Genomic DNA, 21,942 nt, shown 5'->3' with positions numbered 1-21,942 from the left:
GATTGAAAGTATCAATCATAATAATCCCTGTAAGCAACAGAAATAATTAAAAAAATGAACCTGAGGAGAGATAAACATGTCTAATGTAAAACTTGCAGTAATCTATTACAGTTCAGGAGGAACCAATTATCAATTGGCACAATGGGCGTCCGAAGGTGCACTCGAAGCTGGCGCGGATACAAAATTACTAAAGGTTCCGGAGCTTGCGCCGGCATCTATCATTGAAAAAAATCCTGCTTGGAAAGCCCATGTGGATGCAACTGAGCATGTCCCTGAAGTGTCTTTGGATGATATTGAATGGGCAGATGCAATTATCTTTAGCGTGCCGGCTAGGTTTGGAAATATGCCATCGCAAATGAAACAGTTCCTCGATACAACAGGCGGTCTCTGGTTCCAAGGCAAAACAGCGAATAAAGTGGTAAGTGCAATGTCCTCTGCGCAGAATCCTCATGGCGGACAAGAAGCTACGATCTTGTCTCTATATACGTCGATGTATCATTGGGGAGCGATCGTAGCTGCGCCCGGTTATTCTGATCCATCCGTATTTGCAGCAGGCGGTAACCCGTATGGTACGAGTGTAACCGTTGATAAGGACGGAAATATGGTAGAGGATGTGAAGGAAGCTGTGAAGTTTCAAGCACGTCGTACGATTGAAGTAGCGAAATGGGTGAAACAAGGTAGTAACGGATAATATTCATGAGAAGAAGGCCCCGCGGCAAACTGGTCGTGGGGTTGTTCCACAAAAAAAATGAAGCTGGGTGACGAGGGGACTGTAGAATCTGTTCATGCGGCCATTTATATTTAAGTTGCCGTCGGCATATCAAATCATGGTTTAGGAGTGGTCTTTCGTGCCTGTGAAATCAAAAATTCCAGCATACGCTGCTGCATGTATAAATGCTCTTATTATTGGATTATCTTTTCTGTTTGTTAAAATTGCTCTCCAATCGGCAGATCCTATCGATGCGTTGGCACATCGATTTACGATATCGTTTATAGTCATCTTAATTCCCGTACTGTTCGGCTGGTTGAAGCTTAATATTCGCCTCAAAGACGCTGTCAGCATTTTACCTCTTGCGATATTTTATCCGGCGCTGTTTTTCGGCCTTCAAGTGTTCGGTCTTGTGAACAGCTCTTCTTCTGAAGCCGGTATTATTCTAGCATTATCGCCGATTTTTACAGTGCTGTTAGCAGGGATTTTTCTAAAGGAACATACGTCGGCTTGGCAAAAATACTCCGTTTTACTTTCCGTCGCCGGAGTGATTTACATTTTCGTGATGAAAGGTACTTCGTTTGATCTTACCAATTTTAAAGGTTTAGCGCTTCTAGTTTTGTCTGCTCTATCCATGGCTGTTTACAGTGTATTGGCACGTCCGCTGACGAAAAAATTCAAACCGATCGAACTGACGTTTGTTATGCTGATGATCGGATTTATCTTCTTTAATGGGATGTCCGTTTTCAAGCATGTTTGGAACGGCAGTATGCATGAGTATTTTCAGCCGTTTACATCTTCATCATTTGTACTGACCACCGTATATCTTGGGGTACTGTCTTCCCTAGTTACGTCAATGCTGTCCAATTTCGCTTTATCCCGGATCGAGGCGTCCAAAATGAGTGTTTTCAGCAATCTGTCTACCTTGATCTCGATGTTGGCTGGTGTCCTGTTTTTACATGAGGAACTTGGTTACTATTACATTATCGGAGCGGTCATGATTTTAGCAGGGGTGCTGGGGGTTAATTTTTTGGACCCAACGCGCCGGAAGCAGACTGGGGCAACCAAAGTGATACCCAAAGAAAATTAATCGGAACAGCGAGAGATCATTACAAATCAATAATACAGCTTTAATCCCTACTTAGGTAGGGATTTTTTTTACTACAAAGTTCAGGGATATAACGGCCAGTGTAATGCAGTCGAACAATACTTAAGGTTTTCGTAAGAATCGGTTAAGAGAAAAGAAAACTCTGTTATGTACAATTATTAACAGAGAAGACAATATTCGCTTCGAGGAGTGTGAGTGATTTGAGTTCTAAATTACGCAAAACCACAGTGCAATCCGTTTGGATGATGTGGGAAAAAACGTTTGCGTTACTTTCATATTTTCGTGTATCGCATAAGTCGCGTTTTGGCATATGCACCGTGATGCTTAAAAAGCACCGGGGACAGTCCATTGTATGCCAGGACTCCACTGTCATTAACCATGGAGAGTGGGTGGGAGAACTCCACCTCGACAATGGGACTATCCTGAAGTTGATCCAGTCAGAAGGCTCGGATCGTGCCGCACTCCAAACGGCGCGTATGCTGCGTAAATCAATGCAGCAAATCAATGAAGCCTTCGAATCGCAGTCCGAGTTCAGAGAGGTCAAGGCTTTACTGGGTATTACATTGCTCCACCGGGGATTAACACACGGACTTGGCTTTGAACAACAGAGTATAAAGTCTGGCGTCTTTGAACGCATTACCACGATCTATCTTCGTTTGCTGCTATCTGCCATGCATCCGGAAGGGAGACAAAGAATCAATCGGCGAACCGAACAACTGGTGCCAATGTTACTAATTCATTCTCGGGCTTCATTAAAGAATCGATTCTCGCCTGGACGGAAATTCTCTGCATAAGGTACACGTTTATGTAAGTAAGATGTATGGCATTCTCCATAGAAGCAATACACATATATTTACTTCACTATCATTATTCTTGTTTTTTTAGAGGAGGAATCATGCTCATTTACCTAGTAGGAGGGATACTATGCATCACCACGTTTTACATGTTTATTCCGAGTTTGATTACGCGAATAACTGGCATGGGTGTCTTTCGCAAAGGAACGGTAAAAAAACAGGTGGCCTTTACTTTTGATGATGGGCCGCATCCGCAATATACTCCGAAATTGCTGGATTTATTGAAGCTGCATCAAGTGAAGGCTACCTTTTTCGTGCTTGGATCTCAAGCGGAGAAGTATCCCGAGCTTATCCGAAGAATGGATCGGGAAGGCCATCAGATTGGCATCCACAATTATTATCATACGTCCAACTGGCTTATGCTGCCCAGCACCATTCGGCGAGAACATCTGGACCGATCAGCCGATATTATAGAGTCTATTGTCGGAACAAGACCCAACTATTACCGTCCACCATGGGGATTAATCAATATATTTGATTTTTTTCGGCGCAAGCAGTATCGAATTGTTCTTTGGTCAGTTATGGGGGGAGACTGGAGAAGTCGGTTCTGTCAAACTCGGCTGCAGTCTACACTGTTAGGTGGAATCACCGATGGCTCCGTCGTATTACTTCACGACAGCGGTGAGACTATTGGCGCGGACAGACATGCTCCTTATTTTATGCTGCAAGCTTTAGAAGAAGTGCTAGACCAACTTCAGACAAGAAACCTCCAATTCGTTCGCCTTGATGAAATGTCTTGACGGAAAATACACCCGCTAGTTACATACGCTCTTACAAAACGAATATAAAAGGCATCCCTCAGATTCATAGACTGGAGGGATGCCTCTTTTTCTTAAAAATTCATATAAATAAATTGGCTGGTTTCACCAGAGAAAAATAAAATGCCCAATACAACTGCCATAATCGCCAATGCACCCGCAACTGTAATTGCACCAAGAAGCATTACGCGGGCAATACGCTTACCAAGCGAAATAATTTCGGGTTGCTCCTGTTCCTTACTGCGTGTTTGTAATTCCAAAGGTCTTCAGCCTTTCATATAGGATTTCGCCGAACATTTTGCTTCCTGTATCAATAAGATGTGACGGATCATGATAGTACTCGTGCGGAATAAGCTGGGTCTCTTCTTTATTAAATTCGATGAACGGATAGCCACGGGATTCGATTAATTCTTGATAGGCTCCCATAACGGTGTCATATTCAGACCAATTCAACATTTCATGTTCCGCTATGAGCTGGTTATCTAACGGAGCTGTGAAGAAGAGTGCTTTTTTATTATGTTTATCAAGCAGATCGAGTGTTTTTCCCATCATGAAAAGTCCGAAGCTGTTGTTTCTGTCGAAGGGCTTATCCCATTTATAAAGGCCTGTATAGTGTTTAACGATACCTTCTTGTTGATGTGTTTTCAGTTTATCATAAGGGCTGAACAAAGGGGTGTAAGTAGGTTTAATTCCCTTTTTCTCGTCCTGTACCTTCTGAATCTCTCGGCGTATTTTCTCCGTGGATGTCCGTGTCTTGAAAAAATGATAGCTGAGAACATCCCGATCGTGATATAGCGTCCAATTATTCAATACGCCAGTTGTCATCGAGTCATGAATAGAGCTTGGTACGGTTTCTTTGTTTTTTCTCGAAAATCCATCCAGCCAACCCCTTGGGATATTTTGATCCAGTTTGCTCAAGAGTGCGGGATATACCGTAACTCCCGGATCGTTATCTGTGACGGATAATATGCCGTAATTTATTTCATATATTACATAATCTATTTCATCCACCATGGATGCGATAATAGCGTACGTTTCTACAAGACGTCCACCAGACAATCCGAGATTAAGAACGCGCTTGTCATTGAGGTGAATCTGTAAAATACCGGAGGGAGTGTTCCAGCCATCTTTTACAGTCGTTCCAAAAACGGTGGAAGAACCGAACATACCAATTTCCGGTTTGCCGTTGTCCGGCTGCTTCTTCAAATATTCAATCCATATCGGTGTATACACAATGGAGTCAAAAGCAGGTACCCGAAGGTTCTTCTCTGCATGTGCAGCAACATCTTGCTGTACTTTTTCGACGACTGTATCAGCCCACATCGTAACTCCGATCAACCCCATTACAGCTAATAACACCATGAATACAATCAGTTTTTTTATTGGAAGCTTGTGCATCATCTTTCATTCCTCACTCTCTGAGCCTCATCTCAGACCAAACAGTCTTAACATTAGATTCCAACCATCTGCAACTGGAAGCACAAAGAATACCCGACTCAGAGTAACTCCGAAAAAAGTAATTCCTATGGCGAGCAGGGTTGTACCGGGCTTGAGCCAATTTGGTACAGGTTTCAACTTGGTCTTTACTTGCTTCAAATAAAACCGATGAATACATAGCATTAGGCCATGGAACATGCCCCATACGACAAAATTCCACGCGGCACCATGCCACAAGCCCGACACAGCCATCGTACACATCAGGTTTACATATACACGCGGCGCCGGTACACGACTGCCACCTAACGGGAAATATATATACCGGGTCAGCCAGGAACCAAGCGAGATATGCCAACGGTTCCAGAACTCTGCGATACTGCGTGCCAGATAAGGAAATCGAAAGTTCTCAGGCACGACAATGCCGAACAGACGTGCAGTACCTATTGCGACGTCCGAGTAGCCGGAAAAATCAAAATAGATGACAAAAGTGTAGGCTACAAGTGAAATCCAAAGAGTTTCTATATCTGCGCCGGCAATACCTGCCTGAGAGTAGACAGGCTGTGCTAACAGATCAATTGTCCCTGCAAGTACCAGCTTCTTAAAGAGGCCGATCCCAATGCGTGTAACCCCTACGAGAAGATGTTCAAGTTGAAAACGTGCCGTCAATTGGGGATAGAAGACTTGGAATTGTTTGATCGGACCTGCTACCATCGTCGGAAAGAAAAAGAGAAACGAGAAAAAACTCACTGGCTTGTGCTCAGGAAGGTTTCCACGTTTTTTTTCAACTAGATAGTGAATTAACTCAAAGGTAAAATAGGATATACCAAGCGGCAGAACAATTTGTTCTGCTTTTGGTAAGAAGGGTTTGTGTAAGAATCCTAATAAATCATTGAGGGTCATCACAAGCATATTGCTGTACTTAAAGTATCCGAGAACAAGAATGACTCCGATAACAGCAGCCGGATAAATCCAGCGCTTGGTTCGTTTAATGGCTATTTGGATAAGCACGAAGGAAATAATAGCTTCCAAAAGCAGCAAAATAACATAAGAACCAGCATAATAATAGTAGAACGTGATACCGGCCGCAACAAGCACTAAGGGCCTGAAACGGTGTGGGATTACGTGATACGTGGCAACAACCACAAAAACAAATAGCCAATAAAACCAATCTGTGTACATCATAATATAACTTCCACCATCCGAACCTAGTACTCTATAATTTCTGGAAAGAAATTAATAATATCATGAAATGAAAAAAAGGAATATATATGAAATCATTGTAGGGTCCCAAAATCCAACAATGGAGATCCGAACTTACTCTACTTGAAAGATTATACATCCAACTGAAAAATAGTGCCAACCTAGAACATAGATACATTATATGGAAACGGGTATTGTATAACGACTTTACATACTGAAGATTGATGTTAATAGAAAAGGGACCACCTCGAGTAATCCGTAAGCGGTCCCTAGCACTCTATTTAATTCGCTTACCAAGTAGTATAAGCAGCCAGATGAATCCGGCACCCAGAATGGCATGACCCAGTCCAGCGATGTGTGACAAATAGCTGATGTCTTGTCCATTGATTTGCAGCATCCCCCGGGTAGTCATGGCCCCGAGGGTTATAAGCAACCCGATGTTATACACGATATACCAGGCACCGAAAGATTTCGCTTCATGAATTTGAAACAGCTTGCCAAGGATCAGAACAATCAAAAAGAAAAAGAATCCTAACATTAAAATATGGGTATGTAGTGCAACTAATACCGTAGGGCCCGAGAAATCACTAGACTTCGTGATCTCACGATAAAAAATTCCAGCAATTAAACCAAGTACAGCGTAGAAAAAGGAAGTGTAGTATAGCTTCTTCATAATCATACTCCTTCAACAATAATCGTATTTAATGAAAGTGTATCATGCTAATAAGAACGCAATATGAACGAAATGTTACAAAAGTGAATAATTTCACGAAATCCTTCTCCATATGAAGACAAAAAATCCCATATCAAATATATGGAGTTGTTCTTTTGCTTCACTATTTGTCATATCTATATAAATCACATCCAATTTAAAGTGAAAAAGGAGAATGCTTGTGTCTAAATGGAATTATCCGTTACCTAGCAAACTGCTACATCGAACCGTCTGTTTATCGCTTGGGGCTGTTTTACTTGCCATGCCAGTAACAGTCACTGCAGCAGAAAGCAAAAGTATAGCCGCAAGTGATCAGAAAGCTTCAAGTAGTAGGGATATTCCATCTATTGAAAGGAGTTATGAGGGGAGTACACTCGCTGTTGGGGAAAATCGTTATCTTACTCTCAAGGAAATTGAGAGTGAATGGGACGGGATTGATCCTGACTATGAGCCAGACCAAGCCGTAGATGCTGTCAAAGCATTGTTACCTCAGAAGGAATACGAAGATTTGTTTCCGAATAGGCTAGGCTCTCCAGAGTGGCATAAAGTAGCCAAAGGTAAGGAGTATTTTAAAGAAGACCAGTTGGATTACTTTTCTTATGCCAATCTGATTGCTGCCGTAACTGAAGTATCGAATATTAAATTGAAGATCAGTACCCGAAAAGGTACCACTAGTGCTCAGGAAATTCATAGATTTGATAAGGATGCAAGAATTGAAACGTTAATATCCCGTTCGTCCGATTTTAATTCGGTAGAAAATAGGTCGAAGGAGATTGAAATCGTTATCATCGATTTTGGTACTTTCTTAAAGGAAGGTTTCAAGAAGGACCGTAAGAGTGAACTTGCCGCATTTCTGGCGAATCTTGCACACGAAACTGGTGGAGGCTGGGCAACCGCACCTGGAGGAGAATTGAAGTGGGGGTTGTTCTGGAATGAAAATATTGCAGGCCGGACAGGTGATAATATGGACCCGTTCGTTGATCCGGCAAGCAGTGAGCTATATCCAGGTGTGAAAGATAAGCGTTATTATGGGCGCGGACCCATTATGCTTAGCTGGAACTTCAACTATGGATTATTTAGTTCCATCATTTATGGGGACAAAAACGTGCTCCTGAGCAAGCCGGAAATTGTAGCAGCAGACGGGAAGGTCGGCTTTATGACCGCTATTTTATTCTGGATGACGCCACAAGCACCAAAACCATCGGCCCACGACGTAATAATAAACAAATGGAAGCCCTCGAAAGTAGATATTGCCAAAGGCCTTGGACAACCGGGTTTTGGTATTACCGTTATGGTATTAAATGGCCTGGAAGCTAATTTGGGTGAAGTAGAAGGCAGTCCAGTCAAACGACGTGCGGGGCACTATCGCGACATTACAAGCCGAATGGGTATAGATATAACCGACGAGAAAATAGACACTTTAGGCATGAAGCCTTTTTAAAATGAATAATTATTTATCATTTACCAGATGATATTACAGTTAAAGAGTGATTTTGATTGTGTTTACAATATCATAATACACTATGACTACGTCGCAGATTCTAAGATCTGTTTACATTGAATTAGAGGAGTGAAAGCATGTCAGTTGATGTTTATTTGAACTTTAATGGAAACTGCCGTGAAGCAGCCGAGTTTTATGCACAAGCGTTTAATACGGAGAAACCAAACATGATGACCTTTGGAGAGGCGCCACCTAACCCGGAGTATCCCTTGCCAGAGGAAGCCAAAGATTTAATTATGCACACACGGCTTAACATTAGTGGAAGCAACGTCATGTTTTCAGATGTTTTTCCTGGAATGCCATATGTAGAAGGGAACAATGTAACTCTTGCTGTAGTAACCAATAACAAGGAAGAGATTGATTCTGCATTTCATATACTGAAAGAAGGCGGCACGATAGAAATGGAACTCCAAGAAACTTTTTGGAGTAAATACTACGGTAGTCTGAAAGATAAATTCGGGATCCATTGGCAATTCAATTTAGCGCTTGAAGATTGTGGATAAATAATACAATAACTTTTGGAATGATGGAAGATTCAAAAACCTTGCTGCTTAACGCTTAATGCTGCAAGGTTTTTTTGTGGTTAGAATTAAGACTCTTTAAAGCTATGATGAATTCCTTAAGTAACAACTTTTTAGGCGCGTTTCCGCAATCTTCTACGCAAGTAATGGTTAGGTCTCCAGTAACTGCTCTGACAAGCGAATTAGCATCTTCATCCCGGTGCTTAACTTTTGTTCATTGGTATACGAATAGCTCAAGCGAATCCATGATGTTGCTTCTTTGGATGGATCGCAGATGGTGCCGGGAACAAATGATATGGACTGTTCGAGGCTTTTGGCAAGGAGCATATCCATAGCAATAGAATCGGGCAATTGGACCCATAAATTCAGTCCCCCCGTTGGGCTGTCCCATTTCCAGTTAGTACGGGAGAGTTCTTTCTCCATAATCGATTTGCGAATGTATAACGCGGTTTGGAGCTTCATAATATGCTGTTGGAGGCGCTTCGACTTGAAGTAGTGCAGGAACATTTTCTGATTGAGCAGAGGGGTGCCATTGTCTGCCAGTGACTTGACTGTAAAGAGATGTTTCATCAATGAAGGTCGACAGCAGACAGCGGCAATCCGAAGTCCGGGTGCAACGTATTTACTAAAACTTCGAATATAGACGACATAGCCTTCTGTACTATACGCAAATAGAGGCGGAGGAGGCTCCTGATCAAAATATATTTCTCGAAATGGGTCATCCTCTATGAGAAAACAGTGATACCGCTCGGCAAGCTCCACCAGTTGCTTCCGCTGTTCTGTCGGTACGACATAGCCCGTCGGATTGTGAAAGGTTGGATTGAGATAGAACAAACGCGGCTTGTACTGCTTCATATACAATTCGACCTGTTCCAAGTCATAGCCATATGGATGTATATCGACAGGAATAATTTGTGCACCTTGTTGACGGAAAATATCGATCGCGGCGCTATAGGTTGGTCGTTCCAGCAGAACGCTATCCATAGGCTGCACCAGCATCCGTGCCAATAAATCGATAGCTTGTTGGGAACCAGAAGTGATCAAAATGTCATCTTGAGATAGATGGAGTCGATGCTTATTGGTGAAAAAAAGGGCAAGAGATTCTCGGAGCTCCTCATCTCCCTGGATCGTCGAGTACGTACTGAGCACCGTAGGATACAGATCAAAGATTTCTTTCACGTATTCGGAGAAGTAGCGATTTGGCATGAGATAGGGGTCTATCAACGCGTAGGAAAATTGATAGGCTGCAGGCACTCGATGTATTTCCGACAGGTGACTTTTCTGCACGTAGGAGGACACGATTGGATAATCCAAGTCATCGAAGGGCATAGATATGCCTGGATGAACATAGTAACCGGATTTATCTTTTACATAGATTTTCTTCTCATCCTTAAGTTGTTGATAGGCTTTGAATATAGTCAAGCGGTTGACATTCAGCTCTTCTGCTAGCACGCGTACAGAGGGGAGCTTATCATGTTCTGTCCACTCTGCGCGCTGAATTCGATTCCAGATGTAATCGTACACTTGCTTGAACAGCGGCTTGCCATGTGAGCGGGATAATCCATCATAACCCATAGCCGGATGCCTCCTTTATTAACCATTCATATCTGTTCTATTCCGAACAAACTGTTCTATTGTTGTCTCATTATAATGGTGACAAGGAGGCATCACAATGATTCTATTTAATTATGTAATAATGTGCATCGTGTTTGGAACGACTTTTTTGGCGATTAAGGTAGGGATTGATGCGGGGGCACCTCCTTTTTTCTCGGCAGGAGTTCGATTTGTTCTTGCAGGTCTGCTGATTTTGATGTGGATGATCTGGAAGAAAAGAGTGAGCTTTTCTTTGCTGCTGCATAAAGAGATGTGGCTCACTGGGCTTGGTCTCACATTCGGTACGTTTTCAATGTTGTACTGGGCGGAGCAATACGTAAGCTCAGGGACAGCCGCGATTCTTTCGGCTACCGCACCGATCATCATTATTATGTTGCAGGCGGTCGTCTATCACGAGCGGGTAGCGGGCAAAAAGATACTTGGCTGCTTGATCGGCTTGGCAGGTGTGATTGTATTAGTGTTGCCGCAGCTCTCCATAAAGTCTGGTTTGTTTTGGTTGCTTGGGTGTATGGCAATTCTGATCGGACAATTATTTTATTCGGGCGGAGCTTTGTATTCTAAACAAGTCATACGCCGTTTTGCTAATACTTCACCCATTGCTTTAAATGCGGCCCAGATGTTATGCGGAGGCGTCATGCTGCTTATACTGTCTTTATTTACGGAGCGTGTTCACGTAGAGTCGATGCTCGCGCCTGAAGCTGCCTTTTCTCTACTGTACTTAATCGTGATAGGTTCGATGGTGGGTCATACTATTTTTTATTGGCTTGTAGCCAAAACGAATCCACTGTTCCCCTCTACTTGGCTCTATATCTCTCCAGTGATTGCGATGGTAATAGGAAACATTCTGTATAACGAATCCGTATCTTGGTTCATGGCAGTCGGAGCTTTGACTACGATTATAGGGATTATTTTCGTAAATACGGGATCACTCGGCTCAAAGGTGAAAGTTGTGAAAATAAATGATGATCTGGCACATCTGGGAGGAAAGCAAGGAATGAGTGCGGATTAACCGGTGGGTAAATATGTTAGTAATTATGAAATGAGTCATTGTTGATCTAAAGAACAAGCGATATAATAACAACGTAAAGGTCGTGAAGAACACGCCGCTTCTATACAAACACATCCTGATCCGGTAAACAGGGTGAATTGTATGGAAGCGGTTTTTATTTTGTTGTTGGCGCTAAGACAATACCTAAGTTGAATTTAATAGGAAGGGGAGAACAAGTACAATGACACGATTTGAGCAGCACTATGAGGAGTGGTTACAGGAGAATCTTGATAAAAAGAGAAAAATCCCAGAAGACGAGAACTACTTACGAAAGGACTGGGTCATGGAACTGTTGAGTTCCTTCGGTCCGTTTGGTTTCCAGCGGTCGGTAATTTGAATCATCTGCTTCCCGAATGGGAGGTTCGTGACTTCAGCAATGGCTATCGTTATCTGGATCTAGCCTATATGCCTGCAGGTGCAAAAGGCGGTATCGAGATTCAGGGGTATGGACCGCATGCCAGAGATCTTGATGTAAGACGATTTAAAGATTTATGCTGTCGGCATTGCTTGTTATCACTGGATGGATGGACATTCCTTCCAATTGCGTATCCTTCTATTGTCGATGAACCAAAACAGTGTCAACAGTTAGTCCTCTCTTTTATCGGGAAGTTCATCGCCTCCGACGTACCTTCCTCCTTAACTTGGTTAGAAGCCGAAACCGTTCGGTTTGCACGCCGACTGTTGCGTCCAATAACACCATTGGAACTCGCTAATCATCTTAGGGTGAGCGATCGGCATACTAGGCGAATATTGCATGAACTGGTTAATCTACAAATACTGGACATCGCAAGCGGTCAACAGCGAGCTCGCACCTATAAACTTCGATTGTAACCTCCGCATGTGGTCGACCGCCGGCATGGAGCGTTACAGCGTTGTGCTGGCATGAGACCCCACCGGTGCGCTGAAAGCTACGCATGGTGCGAGCAAATTACTATGCGAACAAAAATTGGTATAAGGCAGAGGCAGCGAAAATGCAGGCACGACACAAACTGCACACAGAGCACACAGCACGCAAACTGCACATAGCACACATAAACTGCATGTACACTCAACCTACACGCATATTACACACACATGCTGGCGGGACAGAGAATCCGTTATTTGTGAGAATCAGCTGTTTATTGTGATATTCGCGGACAGAGGTTCCGTTAATTGCTCGTGAAACCCCTGAATTCCTTTAGTTGACGGATAATAGCGAATCTCCTGTCCGCGTACGCACCCAAAAAGGAAAATATGTAGAAATAGTGGAACGTCAGTCCTCTAGTATCTGCAATATAGTGTGTTATGGTGGCGGCAGGCACTGACCGCTAAAATGTTGGAACCACACCCTTACACCGTGTGCCAGTAAGAGCAATACGGTGTAAGGTTTATAAACTTAGAAACCCAACGTGGGATTGAATCCCGTTAGGTCATTCACAAAAATAAAAACGCAACCCTATTCAGGTTGCGTGTCAAATGCTATTTTGTTGGAGCGAGTAACCCAAAAATCCGGTGTTCCTAGGAATATTTCCCCCAATCATGATACGCCACTTACGATTTCTGAATACCGTTTAAACTAGCACCTTCTGCAAAAAAACGTTCGATGTTATTTTCAACGGTTGGATCAGGTATTAATGGTGGCGCTTGATGTGGCTTCTTACGGGCGTCGATAATTACATTATCGCAGCCCCAATGCTTGTTCTGGGTGTAACTATTCACACCGTGAATATCATGGGAAGGGTTGCTGCGAGTGAAGGTAGCCCAGAGAAAATTGTTGATCGTCTCACTCATAAAGTCGCTATCATCACATAGGATGATCATCGGACAAGTGGAGAGAGGACCCTTTTCTCTAATCGTTTCACTCAGATCGTTTATTTCCTGCTGCGCCTCGGCGTAACTCTTAAATGCAGGTCCTTGGATGGCGACAATGCCTGGCATCACCATTTTGGCAGGATCAAACCCACGCAGATCCTTCAGGGTGTCAGGCACCTCTGTACACAAGTCTCTTTTTTTATCCCCAACAGCGGCGAATACAACTTTGCTGCCGGTGTTCAATCCGGTTCCTGAATAATCGAGGGTGTCGATCGTCGTGTTGGTCTGAAAATGAATGTCCCGGTGCAGATCGATACGTTCCAAAATATATGCCAAAAAATCCTCAATATGATGTGTACTGATGGCCTGTTTCTCTTCAGCCGTAATGAATAAATACTTGGCTAGACTCAATTGACCCGTCCCTAATATCCGATTGGCAATGGTTAGAAGCTCAGCCGGCTGTTTCACTTGTTGATAGGGGGTATAACGTTCGCTTCCGATGGCAAAGAGCAATGGATGTACCCCCGCTGCATCGACGGCATGAACTTCTTTTACTCCAGGAATCTCTTGTTTAATCGCTCCACCTGTCAGCTCATGAATTAATTCACCGAAGGAAGTATCCTCTTGCGGCGGCCGGCCAACAACAGTAAACGGATAGATCGCATTTTGTCTGGCATACACTTTATGCACCCTCATGACTGGAAAAGGATGAATAAGGCTGTAATAGCCCAAATGATCACCGAATGGACCCTCAGGTTTGGTCTCACCAGGGTGGATTTCTCCTGTTATAACAAAATCCGCATCATGACTAATACAATAATCATCGACGTAACTGTATCGGAAATGACGCCCTGAAAGTAAGCCCGCGAAGGTAAGTTCACTCATGCCTTCAGGCAAGGGCATAATAGCTGATATCGTATGAGCAGGGGGACCACCTATAAAACAACTCACTTTAAGAGGCTGACCCAGCTTATTCGCTTTGTCCTGATGGACGCCAATGCCCCGGTGTATTTGGTAATGGATTCCCACTTCTTTGTTCATTTCATATTCGTTGCCACTGAGCTGTACGCGGTACATCCCTAGATTGGAATTCATAATTCCCGGTTTTTCTGGATCTTCCGAATACACCTGAGGCAAGGTGACAAAAGCACCGCCATCTTCTTTCCAGTGCTTGATAAGCGGGAGATCGGATATTTGGATTTCCTGGAAATCAGAAGGTAAGCCGCTACTTTTTTTGATAGGTAAAGCAGTTCTTGCTGCTAAACCCGTCCCGACATATTTAAACGGATTTTTGAGCGCTTTAACAGGATCGTTGCGCAAAGCGATTACATTTTGTGTCGAATCAAACGTATCCCGAAAAATAAATTTGCTGCGCTCGATTGTTCCGAAAAGGTTGGATACCGCACGAAACTTCGAACCTTTTACATTTTCAAATAACAATGCGGGTCCGCCTGCCTCATACACTTTCAAATGTATAGCAGCCATTTCAAGATTAGGGTCAACCTCTTCATGTATACGAACCAAATGCCCATGCTTTTCTAGATCGATGATGCATTGTTCTAAATTCTGATATTTCATTATATTGCTCCAATCTCTTGAAGATAGTGAACTCAATTTCACACGCTGAGCCACTTCCGAAATCATTACTTTGAACCATTATCGAAATATGGAATATCCCTTATATTATCGACAATATCGCATCTTAGGTCAATGATGCCGAACCTTGCCTTGCATAATAAAAATCGCCTAGCCCCTTTGAAAGGGACAAGGCGATAAAATAGGTACCGAATCTCCACTAAGAAAAGTTTCATTAATCAATTTGTAATTCATAATAATCATCTTGTCGAATCGGAACAAACCCACATGACTGATACAAATGCAACGCTCCAGCGTTTGTAGATGCGACTTAAAGAACTTGCTTTTCCTTTTGCAAAATTGTTCTTGCGTAGGTGATGGAATCGTTCAAAATCTTACGTCCGTAACCCTTCCCTCGTAATTCTTTTGAAACGACAAATCCATAAAAGAAAATCTCTGTCTCATTTTCTCTCAAAAGTATTTTTCCTACTGGTTTCTCCTCAATCTCTGCCATAAGAATAGTTACTTTCTCTGTCGCTAATGCTTTTTTTTCATACTGCTCTGCATCCTCAGGCGAGGAAGAGAAGCCTTCTTGATCGAATCGAACTAACTCAGCCAAATCATCTATCGTAGCCAGGCGGAGTCCTAACTGAAATGTGGATGGTTGTTTATCCTCATTTTCATGCTGTCTCTCCATATAATATTCGGAGATTTTAAACCTAGCGGATAAAGCTTCGCTGAATGCCTTACCAGATTCAGAAGATCCTGGATTAATGATCAAGATGCTGTCCAATTGTTTTCGTACAGCTTCTTCCTTCGCTAGCCTAAACATTTCCCGGAAAATTCCCTGTCTTCGGTACTCTGGATGTACCATGCCGCTTAACTCGATTTCTTTTGCCTCGATCATATATAGTCCAAGAAAGCCTACGAGCTTCCCATCTACATATGCTAACAAGTCAGTAATCTCGGTACCCTCTCTATTTTTTAGCATATTCCAGTTCAATTTCAGTAAGATCTGATCATGCGAGTTGCATACTTCCTCTAGTGATTTGACTTGTTCCAGCTCCAGTGGTGAAAGGATGCTTCGTTTGACGATTTCATAGGTTAGTTTCATCGGGGGGTTCCTTTCCTTATACGAAAAATTATATTCAAAATTATAGGATGTTAAAAAAGAAGCATCTCTTATCGCGATTATTCCATCGCCACCTTAGAGATACTTCCTTTCCATTTAAAAGTACTAATGTATCATACTATTTTTGAACCAACTCAACCTTGTAGCCTTTTTCTTTCAATAGGTCGACAACCATGCCTTCCACCACATAGTGTGCCGCGCCTACGACAACAAAGGAGGTATTTTCTCCTTTTTTCTCTAACAATTCTGCTAGCTTGAGTGCCATATTTTTGTCCCGCTCACCGATCAGACGCTGATTTGCTTCATTTTCAGTAAATTGTCCATCTGCTGTCAGGGTTTTTCTCAGGCCTTCCACATCGCCTTCAATCCAATCAAGCTGCATTTGTTTTAAATGTTTAGCAACTTCATCTGTCCCGGATTCGGATAAGAATGTATCAAGCATGGCAATTAATTCTTTCTCTTGCTGCTTATCAGGTACATCTGCAAACAGGTCCGCCTGCAATTTGATGCCTTCCAGCTCGTGAATCGGCTTGCCCATCAGCATCGCACTAGTGAGGAAGTGGCGATCGATACCGGTAGCATTGGCAATCCCGATCTCGGCTGGGTTATCGAAGTAAGCGAACGTCGAGAGACTGCTCGAAACGGCAAATGGCTTGTAACCATCGAAAGCATTTGCTGGTACTTCTAGCTTTGTAAGCACTTTTTGCAGCTTCTCGTAAGTCGCAGCGGCTACATGGTCCTTCAATGTAGTGCCGTCACTGTATACCATTTTTTCTTGAAAATAACTCATATCCCCGCCTACAAGATCAAGTTCGACCCACAGATCGTCCGACGCTTTAAATGCATCTCGGATACTTTTTTGCATCGGGTACATATCGGTGATGCCCAGGTGAATCGATCCTAGCAAATACAATGTGTTTTTGTCGTTAGTTACTTTCCACATGAGACCTTTGGCTCCGCCATCGGTTATATCGTATGAATACTCAACCATTCTGCTTGCCATTACAGCTGCTTGTTCAACCGTAGAAGGTTGATCCAATTGAAGACCAGCTTTAGTTCCTTTAACGATGCCTTTTTGCTGCATATAGTCAATTGGTTCAACCCCAGTTATCCCGAAAGATTCCGGCAGTTCGTAATTGGCTAGCAGCTTGTGTAACGAGGTAATTACAGTTTCTCTTGTGATCACTTCACCTGTCGTAAAGGACAAGGAAACCTCTTTTTTCTTGAGTCCGAGCAGATCCAGCTTCTTCGCAGTTGCATCCATCAAGGAATTGAACTTATTGGCAGTAATGGGCTTTTTGAAAGTTCCGTCGTAATACCATTCCATCGGATAAATTCCGTACTTCTCGCCTTCGTTCAGCGTAGAGATGGACCAACGACTGATGTCAGGAACTGCAGCAGGTGTGTCGGCATGAATTGGGAATACGTGACCTAACAGGATTGTTAAGCTCAGCGCCCCAGCTCCAGCCCAACGCCTAAATTTGCTCCAATGTTTATTGTCTTGCATGAAAAATCTTTCCCCTCTCGATTCTATGATGTGTGGAATTTTGTATACTACCACATTAGTAGATTATACCATATAAGAGAACTTTGCTCTTGGATTTATTTGTATATCTATGAAAGCGCGTAGTTAATCGAACTCTTTCCAACTCTTTGAGAAGGGGGGGAGATATGATTAAATAGTAGGGGGAAGTTTTATGAAGAAAGGAAGGATACATATGATAAAAATAGTCGAAGGAAGTTTATTGGATGCAGCGGAAGATATTATGGCTCATCAAGTGAATTGCCAAGGTGTTATGGGATCAGGGATTGCAAAGTCATTAAGAGCCGCATACTCCGATCTTTATCCTTCTTATAAGCAATTTTGCAATAATGTTGCACCTCATGAATTACTAGGGAAGTGTCATATGGTTAAAACAGGGCCTAAATACGTGGCAAACTTATTTGGTCAACTAAATTACGGAAGGCAGAAGCTCAGATATACAGATTATGAGGCATTACAAAAAGCTTTGGTATCATTAAAAAATGAAGCACAGGAAAAGGGGCTTAGTGTTGCACTACCCTATAACATTGGATGCGGTCTTGCCAACGGAGATTGGGATATTGTTTATAAAATAATAGAGGATGTATTTAGTGATTATGATGTGACTATATACAAAATTTAATAACCTGGAAAGGATGAAAGATATGAGTGAGAGATCTGACGCCGTGCACGGCGCGGAACAGGCAAAGGAGAGAGGAGGACGTCTGCAGGGGCGGACGATCATGCTTCAGGGAACCGCCTCGGATGTCGGCAAGAGCGTCGTGACAACGGCGCTGTGTCGGATATTCAAGCAGGACGGATACCGGGTAGCCCCTTTCAAGTCGCAAAATATGGCGCTTAATTCTTATGTGACGCCGGATGGCAAGGAGATTGGGCGCGCACAGGGCGTGCAGGCGGAAGCTTGCGGCATTGCGGCGACGACGGATATGAATCCGGTGCTGCTCAAGCCGATGCAAGAAATGAACTCGCAGGTCGTCGTGCATGGCAAGCCTTATAAAAATCTAAGCGCCCGCAATTACCGTTCTGGCTTCCTGCCTGAAGCGAAGCAGATCGTGGTGGAGGCGGTGAACCGACTGCGCGACTCCTACGATATCGTTGTCATGGAGGGAGCAGGCAGTCCTGCCGAAATTAATCTTAAGCAGAACGATATCGTCAATATGAACATGGCGGCCTGGGCGGAGGCTCCCGTCCTGCTCGTCGCTGACATCGACCGCGGCGGGGTATTCGCTTTTATTGTCGGCACCTTGGAACTGCTGGAGCCGCATGAACGGGAGCGGGTTAAAGGATTCATCATTAACAAATTCCGCGGGGACGTCACGCTGCTTCAGCCCGGGTTGGACTGGCTCGAAGAGCGCACCGGCATTCCGGTGCTTGGCGTGCTACCGTATGCCGAGGATCTGGACATTGAAGCGGAGGATTCTGTAGCTCTGGAGCAATGGAAGGGGAAGGTGCTTCCGGAGAACGACCTGGATATTGCGGTCGTGGCCTTGCCCCACATCTCGAACTTTACCGATATTGATCCGCTGGCGGCGGAGCGCGATGTGCGTATTCGCTATGTTCGCCGACCGCAAGAGCTTGGAACGCCGGATGCAATCATTATTCCGGGGACGAAGAGCACGATGGCCGATTTGCACTGGATGCAGGAGAATGGGTTAGCTGACACCTTGGTATCTTATGCGAAGGATGGGGCAGTGACTGGCATTTGCGGAGGATATCAAATGTTGGGCGAACGTCTGCGTGATCCTTACGGAGCGGAGGCTGAGGCTGGTGCGGTCATGGACGGCCTGGGCCTGCTGCCGATGGAGACGGTGTTTGCGGCTGACAAGCGGACGGAACGGGTACGGGGGACAGTGATCGCCTCCAGTCTGCGCAGCACTCCACTCTATGATTGTTCCGTGGAAGGCTATGAGATTCATATGGGCCGTTCTCTGCCGACGGCGGTGGATGTCGCAGCCGAACCGCTGATGGAGCTAAAAGCTATGGACAAGGATAGAGCGGATTTCGCCGGATTTGACGGCCTTCTGCATCCGAATGGACGCATCATGGGCACCTATTTGCATGGCTTGTTTCATAACGACGCTTTCCGCAGAGGCTGGTTGAACGGGCTTCGCGAGGCTAAGGGGCTGGCGGCTCTGCCTTGCGAATTGAACTTTGCAGCCCAGCGGGAGGCTGCCTTTGACCGGTTGGCGGATCAGGCTCGCAGACATTTAGATATGGAGCGAATCTACGGAATATTACGGAATACGGGACAGCAGTCCTAAAATAGTTAGAGGTTAGCATAACGAAACAGTCCGGCGCTTGTGGTTGCAGGTGCCGGGCTTTTTTTTGTCCGAAAAAAGGGGATCTTGATGGACTCCCAGTTATAGGTGCAATTTGAAATAATCCATTGACATTATATGGATTACCAATATAATGATGTTAGACCGACCGTCAGTCTATGGAATGGAGGCAACGATCTTGAGGATATTCAAGGAACCTGAAGAACGCAGAAATGAAATTTTAGATACGGCTGAAATTCTCTTTTTTACTAAAGGTTATGTCAAAACGACAGTGAATGATATGTTGCAGGCTATCGGTATCGCCAAAGGCACCTTCTACTATTACTTTAAATCAAAGGAAGAGGTCATGGATGCGGTTGTCATGCGATTCATCGACGAAGGGGTAGAAGCAGCGAAGCAGATTGCCTTGAGCACTGAGCTTACTGTTCATGAAAAGCTGTTTCATATTATTATGGCGCAAAAACCGGATACGGACAGAAAAGATCATCTGATTGAACAGTTCCACCAACCAGAGAATGCACAAATTCACCAAAGAAGCTTGGCTCAGACCATTCTAAAGCTCACGCCTGTTTTGACAGAGGTAATCGAACAGGGAGTAAAAGAGAAGCTGTTCCAAACTCCTTATCCGAAAGAGTCAATGGAAATTCTACTGGTCGCCTCTCAGTTTCTGTTCGATGAAGGGATATTCAGCTGGCAGCCTGAAGAAATCATCCAGAAAATACAGGCTTTTATTTATAACATGGAGATTATACTCGGAGCAGAAAAAGGCAGCTTCTCTTATGTGGCCCAATTGATTCAGCAACTGCCACAGGTAGAGCTTGAAAGTGAGAGGATGGAAGAGAATGGAGAGATTAAACAATAGATCCTTTGGCAACTTTTTAGTGTTATGGACTGGGGAATGGGTATCGAGCATTGGAAGTGGCTTGACGGCTTTTGTATTGGGTATTTATGTTTACCAAATGACACAGACTGCCACCAGTGTTGCACTGCTGACCCTTTGTGCCTTTCTTCCATCTATTGTGCTTAGTCCCATCGGTGGGGTGTTGGCAGACCGTTTTGACCGGCGGCTGATGATGATTGTGGGCGATCTGTTTTCTGCCTTAGGCCTTATCTTTATTCTAATGGCGATGCTGTCTGGCGATCCTGCTCTTTGGCAAATATACCTCGGTGTTACGTTCAGCTCGGTATTTGTTTCTCTGTTGGAACCGGCCTACAAAGCTACCATAACGGATTTATTGACAGAAGAACAGTTTGCTAAGGCCAGTGGTCTGGTACAGCTTGCCGCCTCCTCCAAATATCTTCTCTCCCCGGTCATAGCCGGGATTTTACTTCGCCTCATGGATATCAAAAGCATTTTAATCATAGACATCTCCACTTTTCTGGTAACGATGCTTGCGGTTTTAGCTGTGAAAAGGAACTTGCAGGCTAAACATAAAGCTAAAGTGCATCAGCCTTTTGTAAAGGACTTGAAGGAGGGCTGGAATGTCCTTGCTTCTGCGAAGGGGGTGTTACAGCTTACAGTCATTCTTTCTGTCATTACTTTTTATGTGGGCTTTCTCCAAACTTTGTTTACTCCTATGCTTCTACCCCTCACGGATTCAAAAACGCTTGGCACGGCATTGTCTGTAAGTGCAACAGGAATGCTGATTGGTAGTCTGATGATCGGTATTTTCAGCATCAATAACAAATATGCTCATGTGCTGGCTATCGGCTTAGGCTTTGCCGGATTGTTCTTTTCCCTGATAGGTCTAACCACGAATATATACTTTATTACAGCAATGGGATTTCTGTTCTTCGCGGCGCTGCCGTTTATTAACACGAGTGCTGACGTCATGATTCGTAGAAAAATCCCCAATGAAACTCAAGGCAGGGCATGGGGCATCATTGGCATCTTATCGCAGCTCGGTTATGTAGTTGCGTATGCTATGGCTGGTTTTTTGGCGGATCATGTGTTTAACCCCCTTTTACGAGAGGGAGGTATGCTTGCTTCCACAATGGGTGAGGTGATCGGTACTGGCGAGGGACGGGGTATTGGCTTATTATTCATCGTCTCCGGCATTCTTATCGTAATGTTGGCGTTTGTGATTCCGCGAATAAAATCCATCCGAACTTTGGAAAATCAATAGCTGCTTTCAGCTAAGGATAGAGGGAGAGGCACCA

Annotated in this window: 19 protein-coding genes and 1 pseudogene; 12 read left to right on the top strand and 8 right to left on the bottom strand. The window is 44.0% G+C overall.

The genetic code is table 11. The features are described from left to right. Positions 1-76 precede the first annotated feature (76 nt). The 4 genes from wrbA (at position 77) to AC2TF5_RS16730 (ending at position 3,411) form a co-directional block, all read left to right on the top strand. Positions 77-691 carry an NAD(P)H:quinone oxidoreductase gene (gene wrbA, locus AC2TF5_RS16745; protein ID WP_491298231.1) on the top strand — a complete coding sequence of 205 codons (615 nt, stop codon included), beginning with the start codon at positions 77-79 and terminating at the stop codon, positions 689-691. A 163-nt stretch (positions 692-854) separates the two neighbouring features. Continuing rightward, complete coding sequence (locus AC2TF5_RS16740) at positions 855-1,799, top strand: DMT family transporter (RefSeq protein ID WP_491302920.1); 945 nt, start codon at positions 855-857, stop codon at positions 1,797-1,799. 209 nt (positions 1,800-2,008) lie between these two features. Then, the gene (locus AC2TF5_RS16735) at positions 2,009-2,611 is read left to right on the top strand and encodes a YkoP family protein (protein WP_491298230.1); all 603 of its coding nucleotides are present in this window, start codon (positions 2,009-2,011) and stop codon (positions 2,609-2,611) included. 101 nt (positions 2,612-2,712) lie between these two features. Beyond that, entirely contained in the window at positions 2,713-3,411 is a 699-nt protein-coding gene (locus AC2TF5_RS16730) for a polysaccharide deacetylase family protein (protein WP_491298229.1), read from the top strand. Positions 3,412-3,503: 92 nt separating this feature from the next. On the opposite strand, the gene AC2TF5_RS16725 is transcribed toward AC2TF5_RS16730, so the two are convergent. The 4 genes from AC2TF5_RS16725 to AC2TF5_RS16710 form a co-directional block, all read right to left on the bottom strand. Continuing rightward, positions 3,504-3,689 carry a hypothetical protein gene (locus AC2TF5_RS16725; RefSeq protein ID WP_491298228.1) on the bottom strand — a complete coding sequence of 62 codons (186 nt, stop codon included), beginning with the start codon at positions 3,687-3,689 and terminating at the stop codon, positions 3,504-3,506. After that, complete coding sequence (locus tag AC2TF5_RS16720; protein ID WP_491298227.1) at positions 3,667-4,830, bottom strand: hypothetical protein; 1,164 nt, start codon at positions 4,828-4,830, stop codon at positions 3,667-3,669. Before AC2TF5_RS16720 ends, AC2TF5_RS16725 begins: the two co-directional genes overlap by 23 nt. 24 nt (positions 4,831-4,854) lie before the next feature. Beyond that, entirely contained in the window at positions 4,855-6,048 is a 1,194-nt protein-coding gene (locus tag AC2TF5_RS16715) for an MBOAT family O-acyltransferase (protein WP_491298226.1), read from the bottom strand. Positions 6,049-6,343: 295 nt separating this feature from the next. Beyond that, on the bottom strand, positions 6,344-6,739 hold the full coding sequence (locus AC2TF5_RS16710) for a DUF2871 domain-containing protein (RefSeq protein WP_491298225.1): 396 nt from the start codon (positions 6,737-6,739) through the stop codon (positions 6,344-6,346). 220 nt (positions 6,740-6,959) lie between these two features. Here AC2TF5_RS16710 and AC2TF5_RS16705 point away from each other — a divergent pair, with 220 nt between their 5' ends. Both AC2TF5_RS16705 and AC2TF5_RS16700 read left to right on the top strand, forming a co-directional pair. Next, positions 6,960-8,219 (top strand): chitinase, encoded by a 1,260-nt coding sequence (locus AC2TF5_RS16705; RefSeq protein ID WP_491298224.1) that lies wholly within the window; start codon positions 6,960-6,962, stop codon positions 8,217-8,219. Positions 8,220-8,356: 137 nt separating this feature from the next. Further along, positions 8,357-8,782, top strand: a complete 426-nt coding sequence (locus AC2TF5_RS16700; protein WP_491298222.1) for a VOC family protein — start codon at positions 8,357-8,359, stop codon at positions 8,780-8,782. Positions 8,783-8,950: 168 nt separating this feature from the next. Here the strand turns inward: AC2TF5_RS16700 and AC2TF5_RS16695 are convergent, their stop codons facing one another. After that, entirely contained in the window at positions 8,951-10,375 is a 1,425-nt protein-coding gene (locus AC2TF5_RS16695; RefSeq protein ID WP_491298220.1) for an aminotransferase-like domain-containing protein, read from the bottom strand. Between the two features lie 97 nt (positions 10,376-10,472). Between AC2TF5_RS16695 and AC2TF5_RS16690 the strand changes: the two genes are divergently transcribed. Continuing rightward, positions 10,473-11,423, top strand: a complete 951-nt coding sequence (locus AC2TF5_RS16690) for a DMT family transporter (protein ID WP_491298219.1) — start codon at positions 10,473-10,475, stop codon at positions 11,421-11,423. A 220-nt stretch (positions 11,424-11,643) separates the two neighbouring features. Next, a pseudogene (locus AC2TF5_RS16685) lies at positions 11,644-12,293 on the top strand (transcriptional regulator). 699 nt (positions 12,294-12,992) lie between these two features. Here the strand turns inward: AC2TF5_RS16685 and AC2TF5_RS16680 are convergent. From AC2TF5_RS16680 to AC2TF5_RS16670, 3 genes are all read right to left on the bottom strand, one after another. After that, positions 12,993-14,831 carry a UbiD family decarboxylase gene (locus AC2TF5_RS16680; protein ID WP_491298218.1) on the bottom strand — a complete coding sequence of 613 codons (1,839 nt, stop codon included), beginning with the start codon at positions 14,829-14,831 and terminating at the stop codon, positions 12,993-12,995. A 328-nt stretch (positions 14,832-15,159) separates the two neighbouring features. Further along, on the bottom strand, positions 15,160-15,942 hold the full coding sequence (locus AC2TF5_RS16675) for a GNAT family N-acetyltransferase (protein WP_491298217.1): 783 nt from the start codon (positions 15,940-15,942) through the stop codon (positions 15,160-15,162). 136 nt (positions 15,943-16,078) lie between these two features. Next, positions 16,079-17,467, bottom strand: coding sequence for a TraB/GumN family protein (locus tag AC2TF5_RS16670; RefSeq protein ID WP_491298216.1), 1,389 nt, complete (start codon positions 17,465-17,467; stop codon positions 16,079-16,081). A 190-nt stretch (positions 17,468-17,657) separates the two neighbouring features. Here AC2TF5_RS16670 and AC2TF5_RS16665 point away from each other — a divergent pair, with 190 nt between their 5' ends. The 4 genes from AC2TF5_RS16665 to AC2TF5_RS16650 all read left to right on the top strand — a co-directional run bounded on the left by AC2TF5_RS16665 (position 17,658) and on the right by AC2TF5_RS16650 (position 21,908). After that, positions 17,658-18,125 carry a macro domain-containing protein gene (locus AC2TF5_RS16665; protein WP_491298215.1) on the top strand — a complete coding sequence of 156 codons (468 nt, stop codon included), beginning with the start codon at positions 17,658-17,660 and terminating at the stop codon, positions 18,123-18,125. Between the two features lie 22 nt (positions 18,126-18,147). After that, entirely contained in the window at positions 18,148-19,764 is a 1,617-nt protein-coding gene (locus tag AC2TF5_RS16660) for a cobyric acid synthase (protein WP_491298214.1), read from the top strand. Positions 19,765-19,960: 196 nt separating this feature from the next. Then, positions 19,961-20,644: a TetR/AcrR family transcriptional regulator gene (locus AC2TF5_RS16655; protein WP_491298213.1), complete on the top strand. Its 684-nt coding sequence runs from the start codon at positions 19,961-19,963 to the stop codon at positions 20,642-20,644. Continuing rightward, positions 20,625-21,908, top strand: coding sequence for an MFS transporter (locus tag AC2TF5_RS16650; RefSeq protein ID WP_491298212.1), 1,284 nt, complete (start codon positions 20,625-20,627; stop codon positions 21,906-21,908). The genes AC2TF5_RS16655 and AC2TF5_RS16650 overlap by 20 nt, the downstream gene beginning before the upstream one ends. The last annotated feature ends 34 nt before the right edge of the window (positions 21,909-21,942 follow it).

The sequence above is a fragment of the Paenibacillus sp. JNUCC 34 genome (assembly GCF_058269055.1).
Note: the sequence above shows the minus strand (reverse complement) of the source record. Positions and strands in the feature narration are given on the sequence as shown.